The following is a 15,818-nucleotide window of genomic DNA, read 5'->3' on the forward strand; positions in this document are numbered from 1 at the left end:
CCGGCATGACGATCGAGCCGATCGACGTCGAGCGCGACGCGGCGACGGTGCACGCGTGGGTGACCCACCCGCGATCGCACTTCTGGATGATGCAGGAGGCCGGTCTCGACGACGTGCGAGCCGAGCTCTCCGAGATCACCGCGAGCGCCCACCACGACGCCTTCCTCGGGCGGGTGCACGGTGTCCCGACGTTCCTCGTCGAGACCTACGACCCGGCCCACTCGCCGCTGGCGGAGCTGCCGGAGGTCCGTGCGGGCGACCTCGGCATGCACGTGCTGGTAGCTCCACCGGAGGGACCCGCGGTCCCCGGCCTCACCTCGGAGGTCTTCCGGGCCGTGCTGGCGCGCTGCTTCGCCGATCCGGCCGTGCGGCGCGTGGTCGTGGAGCCGGACGTGCGCAACGCCGCCGTCCGCCGGAAGAACGTGGCGGCCGGCTTCGTGGAGCTCCGGGAGGTCCCGCTGCCGGAGAAGACCGCGATGCTGTCGGTCTGCGAGCGCGCGGACTTCGAGCGCGCCGCCCAGACCGACCACCTGACGCCGGAGCGGCTCGAGCGGGCACAGCGTCACCTGGCCGCCAAGGCGATCGGCGAGTACACCCACGAGCGGCTCCTCGCGCCCGTTCCCGACGGCGACGGCTGGCTGCTGGAGACGCCGACGTCCCGCTACACCTTCACGGCCCGCCGGCACCTCCTGGAGCACTGGGTCCTCGACCCCGCGTCGCTGCGCCGGACGGTGGCGGGGGAGCAGGTGGCGGTGGACGCCCAGGACCTCGTGGCCGAGCTCGCGCCCGTGCTCGGCATCCCGGACTCCCTCCTCCCGGTGTACCTCGAGGAGATCGCCTCGACGCTCGCCTCGGCCGCCTGGAAGCTGGCCCGCCCGCGCCCCTCGTCCGCACACCTGGCCGCCGCGCTGCTCGGGGAGGGCGACCCCGCCGAGACGTACCAGCTGCTGGAGGGCTCGATGACCGAGGGACACCCGGCGTTCGTCGCGAACAACGGGCGGATCGGGTTCGGCGCCGACGACTATGCCGCCTACGCACCCGAGACGTCGGCGCCCGTGCGCCTGGAGTGGGTCGCGGTCCGGCGCACGGTCGCGGATCTCGCGGTGGGCGACGGCGTCACCGAGGACTCGCTCTACGAGGCCGAGCTGGGGGAGCGGACACTGGCCCGGTTCCGCCGTCGCCTCGAGGCGCTCGGCCTTGACCCGGCGGGGTACCTGTTCGTCCCGGTGCACCCGTGGCAGTGGACCGACAAGCTGGCCGTGACGTTCGCACCGGACGTGGCGCGCCGGGACCTCGTCCACCTCGGTGCGGGCGAGGACGAGTTCCGTGCCCAGCAGTCGATCCGCACCTTCTTCAACGCCACCCGGCCGGGGCGTCACTACGTCAAGACGGCGCTGTCGATCCAGAACATGGGTTTCATGCGAGGTCTTTCCCCGGCGTACATGCGGGCGACGCCGGCGATCAACGACTGGGTCGCCGACGTGGTGCGGCAGGACCCGGAGCTGCGCGAACGTGGCTTCGACGTGCTTCGCGAGGTCGCCGCGGCGGGATACACGGGCGACGCGTTCCACCGGCACACCGCGCGCGGGCCCCACCAGAAGATGCTGGCGGCGCTGTGGCGGGAGAGCCCGCTGACGCGCGTCGGGCCGGGAGAGCGGCTCGCCACGATGGCGTCCCTGCTGCACCGGGACTCCGGCGGCGCAGCCCTGGTCACGGCCCTGATCGACGCCTCGCCGCTGGGGCCCGGCGAGTGGGTGCGCACGTACCTGTGTGCCTACCTGCGGCCGCTGGTGCACTGCCTGCTCGCGTACGACCTGGCGTTCATGCCGCACGGGGAGAACCTCATCCTCGTGCTGCGCGACGGCGTCCCGGTGCGGGTCCTCATGAAGGACGTCGGCGAGGAGGTCGCCGTGATGGGCGACCTGCCGCTCCCGCCCGAGGTGGAGCGCATCCGTGCCGAGGTGCCCGACCACGGCACGCGGGCGCTGGCGATCCACACCGACGTCTTCGACGGGTTCCTGCGGTACCTCGCCGCCATCCTCGACGAGGACGGCGTGCTGGAGGAGGGCGATTTCTGGCGGATCGCGGGGGACGTCGTCGAGGAGCACCGGGTGGACCACCCGGAACTCACCGACGCCGCCTCACGGTACGACCTGTTGCGCCCGACGTTCCGGCACAGCTGCCTCAACCGGCTGCAGCTGCGGAACACTCTCGAGATGGTCGACATCACCGATCAGGCGTCCTCGCTCATGTACGCGGGCACGCTGGAGAACCCGCTGGCCTCCGAACGGTGCCGAGGAGATCGAGGGCCAGGTGCACCGTACGATCACCGAGCTTCTGGCGGACAGACCGCCGGTCACCAGATCTCGGCCGCCCACTCCGGGTGATCGATGAACGGGTTCCGGTTGCCCTGCCAGTTGCTGTAGATCAGGTCGTTTCGCATGCGCTCGGCGTCCGAGACGGGGTCCTCCTGGTGCCACTCGAGCAGCACCGAGAGACGGCCGTGGTACGGCGCCGAGCCGTTGCCCACCTGGTCGTTGACCTCCAGGTCGGGGAAGCCGTCGTCGCCCTCGTAGCGGACGGACATGTAGAAGAGCATCCGCGCGACGTCGCCCTTCACCTCGTCCGGCGGCTCGAAGGAGTCCTCGTCGGCCATGCAGCCGGTGCACTCCTCGACACCCGAGCCGCCGAGGTCGAAGTCCAGGTTGCCGCGTGCGGAGTTGACCGACACGTCGGTCGGGCGCAGGTGGTGGACATCGGTGCCGGGCCCCATCGAGGTCCCGAAGTCGCCGTGGCTCTTGGCCCACACGTGCTCGCGGTTCCAGTCGTCGGCGTCGCCGCCGTTGCTGTCCGCCGGGACCGAGCGGCGGCTGTAGAGCTCGACGACGTTCCCGGGACTCGCCGGGTCCGCGTCGGTCTCGCGCAGGGCGTCCCACACGGCGTCGTAGTCGATCATCGTGTGGTCGTCGATGATGTCGTGGAGCGCCGCCTCGAGCTCTTGGCCGGCGAGCCCTTCGGCGGAGTCGTAGTAGCCGGCCGGCACCTCCCCGGGGTCGCTTGGGTCGGTGGGCTCCTCGGTGGGCGGGTCGGTGGGCTCCTCGGTGGGCGGGTCGGTGGGCTCCTCGCCGACCAGCTCCAGCGACGACGGGTCCTTCAGCCCGGCGTGCGGCGTGAAGTAGGGGGTGAGATCCCCGGTGACGTCGATCCGGGACCCCATGAGGTCGGGGTTCGACGCCAGGCCCCACTCGGCGCGGTGCTCGCTGGTGACCTGCACGTAGAGCATCTCGTCGGTGTCGGTCTCGCCGGCACTGTCGGCGATGGCCAGGGCGTAGTCGTCCGGGAACCCGTCGGTCACGACCGTGTCCTCCGCCGTCGGCTGGCCGACGACGTAGCCGCGCACCGTGGCAGTCGAACTGTCCTGGGTGGCGATCGCCTCCGCGACGCTGAGCGTCGCCGCGTGCGCCGGCGTCGAGCCGAGCACGCCTACCAGCGCGAGCGCGAGGGTAGCGAGAAGGGTGATGACAGTCGGACGAGGCAGCTCACGGCTTCGTGTCATGCCAGGCGATCCTGCCGCGTCGAGGTGTCGTGCGGCTACCCCCTGGGTGAACGGGCGGTGAGGAGGACGCCGCCGCTCAGTGGCCGTAGCGGGCGCAGAACTCCCGGGCATCCAGGGTCCGGAAGGCCGGGAGCGCCTCACGTAGCTCCTCGTGCGACCAGTCCCACCACGCGAGCCGCTGGAGACGTTCGGCGGTCTCCTCGTCGAACCTCCGCCTGATGGGGCGGGCCGGGACGCCGCCGACCACCGTGTACGCCGGCACGTCCTTGGTGACGACCGCACCCGCACCGACGACGGCGCCCGTTCCGATGGAGACACCGGGCAGCACGACGGCGCCGTGGCCGAGCCAGACATCGTGGCCGAGGGTGACGGGGTGAGCGCGTCGCCACGCGAAGAACTCGGCGTCCGTCCCGTCGGCGAGGCCGTAGTCGGCCGATCGGTACGTGAAGTGGTGCTGGGTGGCCCGCCACATGGGGTGGTTCGGCGCGTTGATCCGGGTGTATGCGGCGATGTTCGCGAACTTGCCGATCTCGGCACACCAGGCGACCCCGCCCTGCATGACGTAGGAGTATGCGCCGAGCGTGGACTCGGTGAGGTTCGCGTGGGCACCCACCTCGACGTAGGCGCCGAGGCGGCAGTCGGCGACCTCGGCGGTCGGGTGGATCACGGGTTCCAGGCCGAGTCTGCTCACAGGCCGGACGGTAGCGACGGCAGACGACGCCCCGGTGACGGGCCGGCAACCGGACGAACGACTTGGTGCCGCCGTCTTGCGGCGTCTGGTTCCACGCTCTAGTTTGTAAACGGTACCGTACACAAACGGGGGTGCTGATCGTGTCCCAGGTCCTGGTGGTCGGAGCGGGCCCCACCGGCCTGGCGCTGGCCTGCGGCCTGCGACTGGCCGGGGTCGAGGTCCGCGTGGTCGATCGCGCTGACGGCCCGGCGACGACCTCGCGTGCGAACTTCCTGCACGCACGTGGGGGAGAGGTGCTCGACCGCCTGGGTGCGCTGGGCTCGCTGCCCGAGGAGTCCGAGCACGCGATGGCGGTGACGACCTACCTGGGGGACCGTCCGCTGATGAGGCTGCGTTTCGGTGACCCGGGGCTCCGCACGGCCGCCCCGCCCATGGTGATCTCGCAGGCGCGGGTGGAAGGGGAGCTACGTCGTCGTCTCGCGGGGTTGGGGGTCGAGCCCGAGTGGGGCAACGCCCTCACCGCGGCCAGCCAGGACGACGAAGGTGTCACGGCCACGTTGAGCACGGGGGAACGGGTGCGGACCGCCTGGCTGGTCGGCTGCGACGGCACCGGCAGCACGGTGCGCAGGGTGGCGGGCATCACCGCACCCGGGGTGCGGCTGTCCGAACGGTTCCTGCTGGCGGACGTCCACCTCGGCTGGGACCTGGACCGGTCGGGCACCACGGGCTGGATCCACCCGAGCGGCCTGCTGGGGGCGATGCCCATGCCACACCCGCGCGGCAACCTCTGGCGTGTGCTCGCCTACGACCCCGATGGCGACGACGGCGACGGCACCAGCCAGGAGCGGCTCACCGAGCAGCAGATCCTCGAGCGGGTCCGCCGGGTCCTGCCGGAACGGACCGGCCGCCGAGTTGTGGTGGGGGAACCGGAGTGGCTCTCGCAGTTCACCATCCATCGGCGCCTCGCCGATCACTACCGTGCCGGAGGCATCTTCCTGGCCGGCGATGCCGCGCACGCGCACGCACCGTTCGGCGGACAGGGCATGCTCACCGGCCTCGGTGACGCCGAGAACCTCGCGTGGAAGCTGGCGCTCGTCGTGCGCGGCCTGGCGGGGGAGAGGCTGCTGGACACGTACGAGGCGGAGCGCCGGCCGTTGGCGAAGGACGTGCTGCGCGGCACCTCGGCGGTGACCGCCATCGACGTGACGCGCAACGCGGCCGGGAGGTTCGTGCGCGACCGGCTGGTGGCGCCGCTGTTCGGCCTGCCGTGGGTCCAGCGCAAGGCGACCTGGACGGCCTCCCAGCTCTGGGTGACCTACCGGCGCGGACCGCTCGGCCGTCGCAGCGGTCCGGCACCGCGGCCGGGGGACCGGGTAGCTGACGTGCCGTGCCGAGCTCCCGACGGAACGGCCTCCCGTCTGCACGCGCACCTGGGCGGCATGTGGGCCGTCCTCGTCCCTGACACCGGCACGACGGCGATCTCCACCCGCCTCGGCGACCTCGCCGTCGCCCTCACCCGCGAGGACGGCCGGGCGGAGACCTGGCTGGTGCGACCGGACGGGCACCTGGCCTGGCGCGGATCGGATCCGGGGGAGCTGGACACGTGGTTGGAGGAGACGCTGGGGCGGCGCACGTGACCCGGGTCGGACGTCCCCGGAGCGCCGCCGCCGACGCGGCGATCCTGCGTGCCGCGCGCGAGCTGCTCGTCGAGCGGGGGATCGGCGGGGCCAGCATCGAGGAGGTGGCGCGGCGCGCCGGGGTCAGCAAGGTCACCGTGTACCGCCGGTGGGACTCGCGCGAGGCACTCCTCGCGGCCGCCATCGAGTCCTCCGCGGACGGCCTGCCGGGCCGCACCCACACGGAGGCGGACGCGGCCGAGCTCGACCCCGAGATGACCTACGACGAGATGGTCACGCTCGTGGCGGCCGCGCTGCCGCGGGCCGCCGAGATCCTCGCCTCGGAGGAGTACCGCGCGCTCCTCGCCCAGGCGTTCGGGTCCCGCTTCACCCATCCGGAGATCATGGCGGCGTACTGGGAGAACCACATCGTCCCGCGCCGCCGCGTCGCGATCCCGATCCTCGCCCGGGCCGTGGCCGAGGGGCGCCTGCCGCCGGAGACCGACGTCGAGGCGGTCCTGGACATGACGATCGGCGCCCTGCTGTACCGGCTCCTGCGGCCGGGCGAGATCACCCCGGCGGAGATGCTCGATCACCTCAGGCGGGTCTACCGGCAGGCCGGGCTCCTGCCCGACGCCTGAGGCTCGTCAGCGGCCGGACCGGGCGTTGAGGCGCGCGGCCTGCCGCAGCAGGTGCTCGCGCTCGGGGAGGTTCGGCGCGCGAAGGGCGGCCTCGGCGTAGAGGCGTGCCGCGCGGTCCAGGTCGCCGGTGCGCTCGTGGAGATACGCGGCCACCGCGGTGTGGCGGGGGAGGGACGGGTCGAGCTCGGCGAGCGCGGCCAGCCCGGCCGGGGCGCCGTCGGCCTCGCCGAGGGCCACCGCCCGGTTGAGGCGGGCGATCGGGCTGTCGGTGAGCCGGACCAGCTCGTCGTACCACTCGACGATCTGGTGCCAGTCGGTCTCCGCGGCGGTGCGTGCGTCCGCGTGCAGTGCCGCGACGGCGGCTTGGGCCTGGTACTCACCGAGCCGGTCGCGGGCGAGGGCCGCCTGCAGGATCCGGACGCCCTCGGCGATGAGTCCGGTGTCCCAGGCGCCGCGGTCCTGCTCGGTGAGGGGCACGAGCCGGCCGTCGGCGTCGGTGCGTGCCGCGCGACGTGCGTGATGGAGCAGCATTAGTGCGAGGAGTCCCGAGACCTCGGGGTGGTCGACGACGGCGGCGAGCTGCCGCGTGAGGCGGATGGCCTCCGCCGCGAGGTCGACGTCGCCGGAGTAGCCCTCGTTGAAGATGAGGTAGAGCACCCGCAGCACGGTGCCGACGTCGCCCGGCCGGTCGAGCCGCACGCCGGACACGGTGCGCTTGGCCCGGCTGATGCGCTGCGCCATGGTGGCCTCGGGCACCAGGTACGCCTGGGCGATCTGGCGGGTGGTCAGCCCGCCGACGGCGCGCAGGGTGAGCGCGACCGCCGACGCAGGTGTGAGCGAGGGGTGCGCGCACAGGAAGTACAGCCACAGGGTGTCGTCCCGCTCGGAGGCGGGCCCGGGCGGCGGTTCGGCGTCGATGACCTCCTCGCGCCGTCGTCGCGCGACGTCGGACCGGGTCGCGTCGAGGAACTTGCGCCAGGCGACCGTGATGAGCCACGCCTTCGGATCACGCGGTGGATCGGCCGGCCAGGTCCGGACCGCCTCGACGAGGGCGTCCTGGACGGCGTCCTCCGCCGTCGCGAAGTCCGCGCCGCGGCGGACGAGGACGCCGATCACATGCGGTGTCAGGGTCCGGACCGTGCCCTCGTCCAGCGTCACGGCGCCATGGTGTCACTCCGTGATGGTCTCCGGGGCGCCGAAGAACGGGCGCAGCTCGAGCCACTCGTGGATCGGCTTCCCGCCGGCACCAGGCGCGGCGGATAGCTCCGCCGCCAGCTCCAGCGCCCGCTCGTACGTCTCGACGTCGATGATCTCCCAGCCCGCGATGAGGTCCTTGGTCTCGGCGAACGGCCCGTCGGTCACCGGCGGCTTGCCCTCGCCGTCGTAGCGGACGAACGTGCCTTCGGGGGAGAGGGCGTCACTGCTGACCCACTCGCCGGACTCCTTGAGCCGGTCCTCCCACTCCTTCATGTACGCCACGTGGGCGGAGATCTCCTCCGGCGTCCACTGGTCCATCGGCACGTCGTTGACCGGTGCCGGCGCGCCGCGGTAGTGCTTGAGCAGCAGGTACTTGGCCATCGTGGTCTCCTTCGACGTCGGACGACGCCATTGTGGTCGTGGAGGTTGTCGTGACGGGGACGGAGCCGGCCGGGGGTTCTCGACATGGCCGCCCACCGGTAGCGTGCCGACCGGCCGCGCGTCATTGGTTCGAGCAAAGGAGCAGATGACCATGGGCACGATCGCGGTACACGAGTTCATCACCCTCGACGGGGTCTTCGAGGAGCCGACGTGGACCTTCCCCTACGGCTTCGACCCGAAGATGGGCGAGGAGATCGGGAAGCTCACCGATCGTGCGTCGGCGATCCTCCTTGGCCGCACGACGTACGAGGGGTTCGCGCCGGCGTGGCGCGACCGGACGGTCGACGACGACCCCGGCGCCCCGTTCTTCAACGAGTCACCGAAGTACGTGGTCGGGTCACAACCGCTCGTGGAGGAGTGGGCCAACACGACGGCCATCGGCGCCTACGACGCCGACGCCATCCGCAAGCTCAAGAACTACCACGAGGGCGCGATCTTCATCTCCGGCAGCGGCCAGCTGGTCCGCGGGCTGCTCGCCGACGGCCTGGTCGACGAGCTGCACCTGTTCGTCTTCCCCGTCGTGCTCGGCACCGGGGACCGGCTGTGGCGCGACGACGAGATCCGGCTGGCGCTGCAGGCTCACGACGTCTACGACAACGGCGTCGTCCACCTGTCCTACGGTCCCGCGGCCGGCGGTTCCTGAGGTCTCGAGCAACCCGGCGCGAGGGGAGCGGACGCGCCGGCTTACCGGCTTACCCATCCCGGCCATCGTCCAGCCGACCAACGGCCTGATTGACATAATGTGCCTTATCGGATCCGGATCAGTCCCGGCCAGGCCCGGACTAGCAAGGAGCAGACGACAACTCGTCCCACTGCGCCACAACGCCGTTCATGCAGGCCAGCTGTACAGAGAGTCCATGACGAGGCGCTGAGGGACGTCGAGCACCCACATGCGCTCAACTCACTCCGCTTCGCAGACGCAGACCTGCTTCGCAGAATCCCCGGTGAACTGTCGACCGGACCAGTCGCCGAAGCGCTCGACCAACCGGAGCCCACCGAGCGAGAGCAACAATGGAAGCTCCTGAGGGAAGATGCTCCTGATCTCGAGCGGTGCGACGACGAAGTCGGGCTCTGAGTCCGTGGACAAGTGCCACGTTCCGCGCGTCACCTGCGCGGCGGCGTCGTAGGTCTCCGCGACGTCGACCTGCACTGTGCCGCGGTCGGGGTCCTCGAACGACAACGCATCGCGGGTGCGTCGAACGCCGTCGGCATCAGCAAGAAGCCGCACGCTCGGGTTGAACACGTCGAAGACGAAGCGCGCCCCGGGCGCAAGGTGCGCTCGCACGGATCGGAAGCAGCTCAGCAGGTCGGCTGCCTCGTGCAGATGGAGCAGAGAATTGGCTGCGATGAAGACGAGGTCGAACGTGCGGCCGAAGTCGAAGTCCCGCATGTCTCCCTGCACCCACTCCACGGCCACCGCGCGCTCGTCCGCCTTGCGCCGAGCCTCGAGAAGCATCTCCGGCGAGAGTTCTAGGCCGGTGCTCGAGTGCCCGTCGGAGGCGATGGGGATCAACTTGCTTCCGGTGCCGGACCCGAGTTCCAAGACGCTCCCGCCTTGCCGATCGGCTGCGGCCCTGTAGAAGTCGACGGCCGCCTCGTCATCGGGAAACAACCGGTGGTACAGGCTCGCATCCGAGTAGAACGGATCACTCATGACGCGTGCACCTTCCGTGGCTACGCATCGCGTCGTCCGCCTTCTAACCCCAAGAAGCGCCGGACGCCGTCCGCACCATCGACTGTGACCTCGTCACCTGGGCGCACGTAGCTCGTGGACGTAACGACGACGCGCTGTTCATCCGTCCCGACCTTGCTTTGCCGAGTGTGCTGGACGATCCGACGTCGACCGTTGTCGACGTAGCCGACCTTACGACTGACGGCCGCTGAGGCGTGGTTGCCCACGATGTAGCCCGACTCGCACCTATCGGCACCGAGCTCGTCGAAGGCGAAGCCAACGGCCATCTGGCGCATCAACGTGCCCGTTCCTTGCCCGTGGTGGGCTCGTCCCAGCCAGGAGCCAGTCATGACGTGGCGCGTCTGCGGGAAGTCCTTCGCATGCATGTCCTGCATCCCGACGAGGACGTCATCGCGACGGACCACCAGCGCGAGCCGCCACTCGTCAGGCGCGAACGTGGCCCTCTGCGTCCACCACCATCCGAGCGACGTCGTCGGGAAGCCATCGGGAGAACCGGGCGCGAACGGCTCCTCGTGCCAGTCCCGGAGAAACGGCATGGGCAGGTCCGGAACTTGGATGCCGCTGCGCACGAGTTCGACCAGTTCCGGTAGGTCGTCGTCGCGCAGGACGCTGAGCACCACTGGGCCGCACGCGATCCGCAGCGCGAATGGCGGGAAGATCTCCTCCAGCGTGAGCATGCTGGATTGTTTCCAAGGCGACGTCTTCACCGCCAGTAAGTTTTTCCGCACGCTCGAGCGGGCGAGATACGAGTTCGCGGCGCAAGCAATGATCCGCACGCATGGCCACACGTCCGTGGACCAGCACTCAGCGGTCCCCTGCACTCCAAGCAACCACTGCCTTGGAGAAGCAGATCGACGGACTCCGACTCAGTCCCGCTCCATTGCCATCGGAGCCCACAAATGCCGAGCGACTGTGCCACCTCGACGTTGCCGACACCGTCGTCGATGAACAGCACGTCATCCGGGTCGGCTCGGAGGTCGGCGAGGACCTGGTCGAAATACGCGGGATCGGGCTTGGCGACGCCGAGGTCGCACGAGTAGTACGTGCCATCAAGAACGCGCTCATACCCCAACGTCGCCTTCATGAACCGAGCACGCCCAGGATCCTGGTTCGTCGCAAGGTGAGTCTTCAGTCCCGAGTTCTGCCACGTGGGCACCTCGGCGAGCAGACTGCGATTGACCTGGATGGCACACCAGAGCCGTTGATGGACCTCGGTCGCGTCGTGGTCCGCCCCTTTCTCCTGGAGTAGACCTCGGAGGGCGGGGACCACCTCGGCCCTTCCGGTGACGACGTCGCCGTCGCGCCGGAACGTCTCCCGAAGCCACTCCTCGGCGCCGTCTCGAACGACCATGTTCAGCTCACTTGCGAAGTCAGCGGCGGGCCTCTGCAGCACCCCATCAGCGTCTAGCAGAACGTGCCGCTGCATGTCAGTACGACGGCTCATTCCGCTAGCCGCCGGCGTTGATCACACAGAACAGATTGCCGTCCGGGTCGGCCAGGACCACGAAGTCCGCATCGTCCGGGTAGTCCCATTCGACGCGCTTGGCGCCCAACGCGATCAGCCGGTCGACCTCGGCGAGCTGTTCCTCCTCATCGGCGGCCCACAGGTCGAGGTGCGTCCGATCGTCCTCGTCGAGGTGCAGGCGTGGCGCACCGCCATCGGTCGGGACCAGGAAGTCCGGATTCGCGCCGGCCTCGTAGCCCAGGGCCTGGCTCCAGAAGGCGGCCGCACGGCGACGGTCGGAGACGTTCAGAACGATTGCACCGATGCGAACCATGCGCCGAACGTATGCCCCTCCCCCCTGTGCGGCAAGACTCACGTTGTCGCTATCAACCGCTCCAGATACTCACGCGTCGAGGTCGGCGGGAGTCCATTCGTCCCAGGGCGCCCACCACCGGTCACCGGTGCGGATCAGGCCGGCGACCTCGCGTGCGGCGGCCAACACCCCCAGCACCGTTGCCGGCTCGAGCCTGCCATCGGCGAGCATCGCATCGAGGTCCTCGACGTCCTTCCAGATCATGCTTTGATCCGTGTCGACGATCAGGTCCAGTCCGTAATCGTCTGTTGCGAAGCCCTCCCGGTGGCGCACCACCGGAGCCTCGAAGTTGATGTACCAGTTCCGAAACGTGGTCTCGTCGAAGAACATCCACACCGAGTACCAGAGCCCGACACGGTAGAGCTGGAGCACCTCCGGTCCACGCCAGGCCCGCTGACCGGCCCAGGGATGCGTTCCCTCGGGATGCTCGTAGAAGGTGAACTCAGAGCCAGGCGACAGCAGCACGGCGAACTCGTCACCCCGGTCCTCGACCACCTGAACCGGATGGTCCATCCACAGTCGTCCGTGCAGGACCTCCCGACGACGCACGATCGCACCAGGTCGGTACATCGGCGTGCGGTTCTCGACAGCCTGCCGGTGACGGGTCCGAGCATCTGATGGCTCCACAGAGCGAGAGCGTGTCACGCACTCCCGCCGGCCAGCATCCCGTGGACACGGCCCGGTGAACGTCCCAGCTCCCGTCGCATCACCCGGGTGAAGTGCGCCTGGTCGCTGAAGCCGAGGGAGAACGCCAGGTCGGCGAGGCGCGTCTCCCCCTCCTCGAGGTGTTGCAGGGCGCGGCTGACGCGCACGCGGTTGCGGTACCGGCTGATGCTCATGCCCACGTGGTGCCGAAACGTCCGGCTCAGGTGGGACGGCGCGGTCTCCAGGTGGCGGGCGAGCTCGATGAGGCCGCTCGCGGCGGGCTCGTCGGCGACGATTGCTTCGCGCGCACGCTCGGCGAGCTCGAAGCGCCCCGGCGCCGGTGCGTCGTCGGGCTGCCGGCGCATGGCGAGCTCGACCACGTCCAGGGCGGCCTCGACCGCCGCGAAGTCCGGATCGTCGCCGGCCCGCAGCAGCATGCGGTGCGCCAGCTCGAGACGCGCGTCCAACCGGATGGCCGAGAACGACGCCGCACCGGCCCCGTTCGTCGCCTCCTCGCCGGACAGCGTGATCGACGTGCAGACGTCGCCGCCGGCAGGATGCGCGAAACGCACCTCCTGACCCGCTGGCCAGAGATAGCCGCTGGTCGGGTCGGCCGTCAGGCGCCGCCCCCGCGCATGCAGCTCAAACCGCCCGCGCCGGACCAGGACGACGTGTGCGGCACCCGACAGCTCCGGTTCCGACCAGCCGGCGTGCTGGTCCGTGCACCGCACGGCCCGGATCGCCACGTGCGGGCTCTCCCCCACGACTCTCGACGTACGCACGCGGCGACCGTACCGAGGCCCACCCACACGGCGATCACCCGCGCGCGGGCACCCGCAAATCCGTTCAAGACGGCCCGGCCTGCCGCGGCGCAGTCTGGGAACCGTGCTCAACACCACCCCACTCCCCCGGCCCCGAACCCGGCCCCGGCCCCGAGGTCGAGCAGCGATGCTCGCCGTCCTGCTGACCGGGCAGGCGATGGCGTCCATCGACGGCTCGATCGTCTCCGTCGCGGCGCAGACGATCCGAACGAGCCTGCAAGCCAGCGACGCCGAGATCCAGCTCGTGGTCTCCGGCTACCTGCTCACGACCGGCGTGCTGTTCGTGACCTGTGCCCGGATCGGCGACGTGATCGGCCACCGCCGGGCGTTCCTCGTCGGCCTCGGTGTGTTCACGGCGGCCTCGTTGCTGTGCGGCCTGGCGGTCACCCCGCTCATGCTCGTCCTCGCCCGCATCCTCCAGGCCACCGGTGCGGCGCTGCTCATGCCGCAGGTCTTCTCCCTCATCCACCGCGAGTGGGAAGCCACCGAGCGCCGTCGGGCGATCGGCGTGTACAGCATGGTCCTCGCACTGGGCGTCTGCCTCGGACAGATCATCGGCGGACTGGTCGCGGGCACCGACCTGCTCGGTCTGTCGTGGCGGCCCGTGTTCCTGATCAACGTCCCGACCGGGCTGTTCGTCCTCGTCGTGGGCCGGCGCTGCCTGCCGGGTTCGACCGCGGGCGAACGGGTCCGGCTCGACCTGCCGGGTGTGGCGCTCCTGACCCTCGCCATGACCGCTGTCACGCTCCCTCTCATCTTCGGGCAGGAGCACGGCTGGCCCGCCTGGACGTGGGTCCTGCTCGTGGGCGGCGGACTCCTGCTGGGGGTGTTCGTCCGCCATGAGACCAGGACCCGCGACCCCCTGTTCGACCTCACGGTCCTCAAGCCGCCCGAGGTGCGGCTCGGCGTGGTCGCATGCTGCGTCGTCATGGGCTGCTACACGGTGTTCCTGCTGACCCTGACGCTCCACCTGCAGGCCGAGCTCGGCCTCACGCCGCTGCAGGCCGGGCTGGCGTTCGTCCCGTACGCGGCCGGCTTCGGCGCGTTGAGTCTCACCTGGAACCGCTATCCCCGCGGGGTCCAGCGTGCGCTGCCGGTCGTCGGTCCGGTCGCGTACGCACTCGGCCTGCTGCTGGTGGTGCTGCTCTTCCGTGACGACTGGTCCACGGTCGGCTCCGTGCCACTGCTCGCTCTTGCCGGGGCGGGGCATGCTGCCGGATACAGCCCCCTCATCGCGCAGGTGTCCGCCCGCGTCGGACCGCGGCTCGCGTCGGCCGTCTCGGCACTGAACTCGACCGGTCCGGTGCTGGCCGAGGTGGTCGCCGTCGCGGGGCTCGGCACCATCTACTTCGCCGCACCCACCTCATCCGACGGGCTGCTCCGGGTGACCGCGGTGGTCGCCGCGCTGCTCGTCGTCGCCCTCGTCTGTGCGGCCCGAACCGTGAGCCGTCGCCTCGACCGATAACGGTCCCAACGGCCGGCGCCTTGGCTAGATTGGCGCCATGAGCGGCCCCCAGCGGTTCTCCACGACCATGTTCCTGGACGGCAGGAACACCGGCATCGAGGTCCCGCCCGACGTCGTCGAGGCCCTTGGCAGCGGGAAGCGGCCACCCGTCGTCGTGAACGTCAACGGCTACGAGTACCGCAGCACCGTCGCGCCGATGGGAGGCAGGTTCCTCATCCCGTTCAGCGCGGACAAGCGAGACGCCACCGGCCTCGGCGGAGGCGATCCGATCGACGTCACCCTCACGCTGGACACCGCGCCCCGCACGGTCGAGGTTCCGGCCGATCTCGCCGCCGCCCTCGACGACGCCGGAGCGCGGGAGGCGTTCGACAAGCTCGCCCCCAGCAAGAAGAAGGCGCACGTGACCAATGTCGAGGGTGCGAAGGCCCCGGAGACCCGGGCCCGCCGCGTCGCGAAGATCGTGAGCGAGCTCGGCTGACCCCACGCCACGGGCCCTCCCCCAGCGAACCGGCGATGAAGACCGACTTCAAGAAGACGCTCGACAGCTACCGAGCACGAGCCGGTGAGTTCCGGTTCCTCGACGTGCCGCCGCTGCGCTACCTCATGGTCGACGGACACGGAGACCCGAACGCGGACGGCGAGTACGGCGACGCGCTCCAGGCCCTGTACCCGGTCGCGTACACCCTGAAGTTCGCCAGCAAGCGCGACCTCGGCCAGGACCATGACTATGTGGTCCCACCGCTGGAGGCGCTGTGGTGGGCGCCCGACATGTCGGTCTTCACCACCGCGCGGGACAAGTCCCGATGGGACTGGACGGCCATGCTCCTGGTCCCGGACTGGATCACCGCAGAGATGGTCGACGACGCCGTCGCCGCCGTGGCAGCCAAGCAGCGACCCGTCGCGCTCGGCAAGCTGCGACTCGAGACGCTCCGCGAAGGACGCTGCGTCCAGACCCTCCACCTCGGCTCGTACGACGACGAGGGTCCGGTACTGAGCGAGATGCACGACCGCGTCATCCCCGACGCCGGGCTTCGCATGACCGGCAGGCATCACGAGATCTATCTCAGCGATCCGCGCAGGGTCGCGCCGGACAAGCTACGGACCATCCTGCGCCAGCCGGTGGAGCAGGTTCAGGGCTGAGTCGGGCCGGACGAACCGCACCGCCTCGTGCTCATTGGATCGGCGCGGGTCCACCAGCGCTTGTGGACAGCGCGCTTCCGCGGAAGCGCCGGCGA

Annotated in this window: 17 protein-coding genes; 7 read left to right on the top strand and 10 right to left on the bottom strand. The window is 70.4% G+C overall.

Translation table 11 applies throughout. From position 1 onward, the window contains the following. Positions 1-5 precede the first annotated feature (5 nt). A complete protein-coding gene (locus tag ACFQQL_RS16215) occupies positions 6-2,387 on the top strand; it encodes a GNAT family N-acetyltransferase (protein ID WP_382396487.1) in 2,382 nt (793 codons plus the stop codon). Here ACFQQL_RS16215 and ACFQQL_RS16220 read toward each other — a convergent pair. Continuing rightward, a complete protein-coding gene (locus tag ACFQQL_RS16220) occupies positions 2,357-3,556 on the bottom strand; it encodes an endonuclease (protein WP_382396201.1) in 1,200 nt (399 codons plus the stop codon). The genes ACFQQL_RS16215 and ACFQQL_RS16220 overlap by 31 nt on opposite strands. A 76-nt stretch (positions 3,557-3,632) precedes the next feature. After that, a complete protein-coding gene (locus tag ACFQQL_RS16225) occupies positions 3,633-4,247 on the bottom strand; it encodes a DapH/DapD/GlmU-related protein (RefSeq protein ID WP_382396202.1) in 615 nt (204 codons plus the stop codon). Positions 4,248-4,384: 137 nt separating this feature from the next. Here ACFQQL_RS16225 and ACFQQL_RS16230 point away from each other — a divergent pair, with 137 nt between their 5' ends. Then, a complete protein-coding gene (locus tag ACFQQL_RS16230) occupies positions 4,385-5,884 on the top strand; it encodes an FAD-dependent monooxygenase (protein ID WP_465254068.1) in 1,500 nt (499 codons plus the stop codon). Then, positions 5,881-6,504 carry a TetR/AcrR family transcriptional regulator gene (locus ACFQQL_RS16235; protein ID WP_382396204.1) on the top strand — a complete coding sequence of 208 codons (624 nt, stop codon included), beginning with the start codon at positions 5,881-5,883 and terminating at the stop codon, positions 6,502-6,504. The genes ACFQQL_RS16230 and ACFQQL_RS16235 overlap by 4 nt, the downstream gene beginning before the upstream one ends. Before the next feature lie 6 nt (positions 6,505-6,510). On the opposite strand, the gene ACFQQL_RS16240 is transcribed toward ACFQQL_RS16235, so the two are convergent. Together ACFQQL_RS16240 and ACFQQL_RS16245 are read right to left on the bottom strand one after the other, a co-directional pair. Further along, positions 6,511-7,656, bottom strand: a complete 1,146-nt coding sequence (locus ACFQQL_RS16240; RefSeq protein ID WP_382396488.1) for an RNA polymerase sigma factor — start codon at positions 7,654-7,656, stop codon at positions 6,511-6,513. An 18-nt stretch (positions 7,657-7,674) separates the two neighbouring features. Beyond that, the gene (locus tag ACFQQL_RS16245; protein WP_382396205.1) at positions 7,675-8,082 is read right to left on the bottom strand and encodes a YciI family protein; all 408 of its coding nucleotides are present in this window, start codon (positions 8,080-8,082) and stop codon (positions 7,675-7,677) included. 151 nt (positions 8,083-8,233) lie between these two features. Here ACFQQL_RS16245 and ACFQQL_RS16250 point away from each other — a divergent pair, with 151 nt between their 5' ends. Continuing rightward, on the top strand, positions 8,234-8,785 hold the full coding sequence (locus tag ACFQQL_RS16250; protein ID WP_465254069.1) for a dihydrofolate reductase family protein: 552 nt from the start codon (positions 8,234-8,236) through the stop codon (positions 8,783-8,785). A 258-nt stretch (positions 8,786-9,043) separates the two neighbouring features. Here the strand turns inward: ACFQQL_RS16250 and ACFQQL_RS16255 are convergent, their stop codons facing one another. From ACFQQL_RS16255 to ACFQQL_RS16280, 6 genes are all read right to left on the bottom strand, one after another. Beyond that, entirely contained in the window at positions 9,044-9,796 is a 753-nt protein-coding gene (locus ACFQQL_RS16255; protein ID WP_382396207.1) for a class I SAM-dependent methyltransferase, read from the bottom strand. A gap of 20 nt (positions 9,797-9,816) precedes the next feature. Beyond that, on the bottom strand, positions 9,817-10,512 hold the full coding sequence (locus ACFQQL_RS16260; protein ID WP_382396208.1) for a GNAT family N-acetyltransferase: 696 nt from the start codon (positions 10,510-10,512) through the stop codon (positions 9,817-9,819). Positions 10,513-10,538: 26 nt separating this feature from the next. Further along, a complete protein-coding gene (locus ACFQQL_RS16265) occupies positions 10,539-11,279 on the bottom strand; it encodes an HAD family hydrolase (protein ID WP_382396209.1) in 741 nt (246 codons plus the stop codon). Between the two features lie 4 nt (positions 11,280-11,283). Next, positions 11,284-11,613 carry a VOC family protein gene (locus ACFQQL_RS16270; RefSeq protein WP_382396210.1) on the bottom strand — a complete coding sequence of 110 codons (330 nt, stop codon included), beginning with the start codon at positions 11,611-11,613 and terminating at the stop codon, positions 11,284-11,286. A 69-nt stretch (positions 11,614-11,682) separates the two neighbouring features. Beyond that, a complete protein-coding gene (locus ACFQQL_RS16275) occupies positions 11,683-12,165 on the bottom strand; it encodes a ribonuclease FAU-1 family protein (protein WP_382396211.1) in 483 nt (160 codons plus the stop codon). A 128-nt stretch (positions 12,166-12,293) separates the two neighbouring features. Further along, positions 12,294-13,079, bottom strand: coding sequence for a helix-turn-helix domain-containing protein (locus ACFQQL_RS16280; RefSeq protein ID WP_382396212.1), 786 nt, complete (start codon positions 13,077-13,079; stop codon positions 12,294-12,296). 166 nt (positions 13,080-13,245) lie between these two features. Between ACFQQL_RS16280 and ACFQQL_RS16285 the strand changes: the two genes are divergently transcribed. Genes ACFQQL_RS16285 through ACFQQL_RS16295 form a run of 3 tightly spaced genes read left to right on the top strand, consistent with a single transcriptional unit; the run spans position 13,246 to position 15,723 of the window. Further along, positions 13,246-14,583, top strand: a complete 1,338-nt coding sequence (locus ACFQQL_RS16285) for an MFS transporter (RefSeq protein ID WP_382396213.1) — start codon at positions 13,246-13,248, stop codon at positions 14,581-14,583. A 37-nt stretch (positions 14,584-14,620) separates the two neighbouring features. Continuing rightward, positions 14,621-15,061 carry a YdeI/OmpD-associated family protein gene (locus tag ACFQQL_RS16290; RefSeq protein WP_382396214.1) on the top strand — a complete coding sequence of 147 codons (441 nt, stop codon included), beginning with the start codon at positions 14,621-14,623 and terminating at the stop codon, positions 15,059-15,061. A gap of 35 nt (positions 15,062-15,096) precedes the next feature. Then, positions 15,097-15,723, top strand: coding sequence for a GyrI-like domain-containing protein (locus tag ACFQQL_RS16295; protein WP_382396215.1), 627 nt, complete (start codon positions 15,097-15,099; stop codon positions 15,721-15,723). The last annotated feature ends 95 nt before the right edge of the window (positions 15,724-15,818 follow it).

It is taken from the genome of Georgenia alba (assembly GCF_042665525.1).
Classification (GTDB): domain Bacteria; phylum Actinomycetota; class Actinomycetes; order Actinomycetales; family Actinomycetaceae; genus Allobogoriella; species Allobogoriella alba.

Coding starts and splice junctions, on each gene's coding strand:
- ACFQQL_RS16215 (WP_382396487.1), top strand. CDS start 6: ATGACGATCGAGCCGATCGACGTCGAGCGCGACGCGGCGACGGTGCAC.
- ACFQQL_RS16220 (WP_382396201.1), bottom strand. CDS start 3,556: ATGACACGAAGCCGTGAGCTGCCTCGTCCGACTGTCATCACCCTTCTC.
- ACFQQL_RS16245 (WP_382396205.1), bottom strand. CDS start 8,082: ATGGCCAAGTACCTGCTGCTCAAGCACTACCGCGGCGCGCCGGCACCG.
- ACFQQL_RS16250 (WP_465254069.1), top strand. CDS start 8,234: ATGGGCACGATCGCGGTACACGAGTTCATCACCCTCGACGGGGTCTTC.
- ACFQQL_RS16255 (WP_382396207.1), bottom strand. CDS start 9,796: ATGAGTGATCCGTTCTACTCGGATGCGAGCCTGTACCACCGGTTGTTT.
- ACFQQL_RS16260 (WP_382396208.1), bottom strand. CDS start 10,512: ATGCTCACGCTGGAGGAGATCTTCCCGCCATTCGCGCTGCGGATCGCG.
- ACFQQL_RS16265 (WP_382396209.1), bottom strand. CDS start 11,279: ATGAGCCGTCGTACTGACATGCAGCGGCACGTTCTGCTAGACGCTGAT.
- ACFQQL_RS16270 (WP_382396210.1), bottom strand. CDS start 11,613: ATGGTTCGCATCGGTGCAATCGTTCTGAACGTCTCCGACCGTCGCCGT.
- ACFQQL_RS16275 (WP_382396211.1), bottom strand. CDS start 12,165: ATGGACCATCCGGTTCAGGTGGTCGAGGACCGGGGTGACGAGTTCGCC.
- ACFQQL_RS16285 (WP_382396213.1), top strand. CDS start 13,246: ATGCTCGCCGTCCTGCTGACCGGGCAGGCGATGGCGTCCATCGACGGC.
- ACFQQL_RS16290 (WP_382396214.1), top strand. CDS start 14,621: ATGAGCGGCCCCCAGCGGTTCTCCACGACCATGTTCCTGGACGGCAGG.
- ACFQQL_RS16295 (WP_382396215.1), top strand. CDS start 15,097: ATGAAGACCGACTTCAAGAAGACGCTCGACAGCTACCGAGCACGAGCC.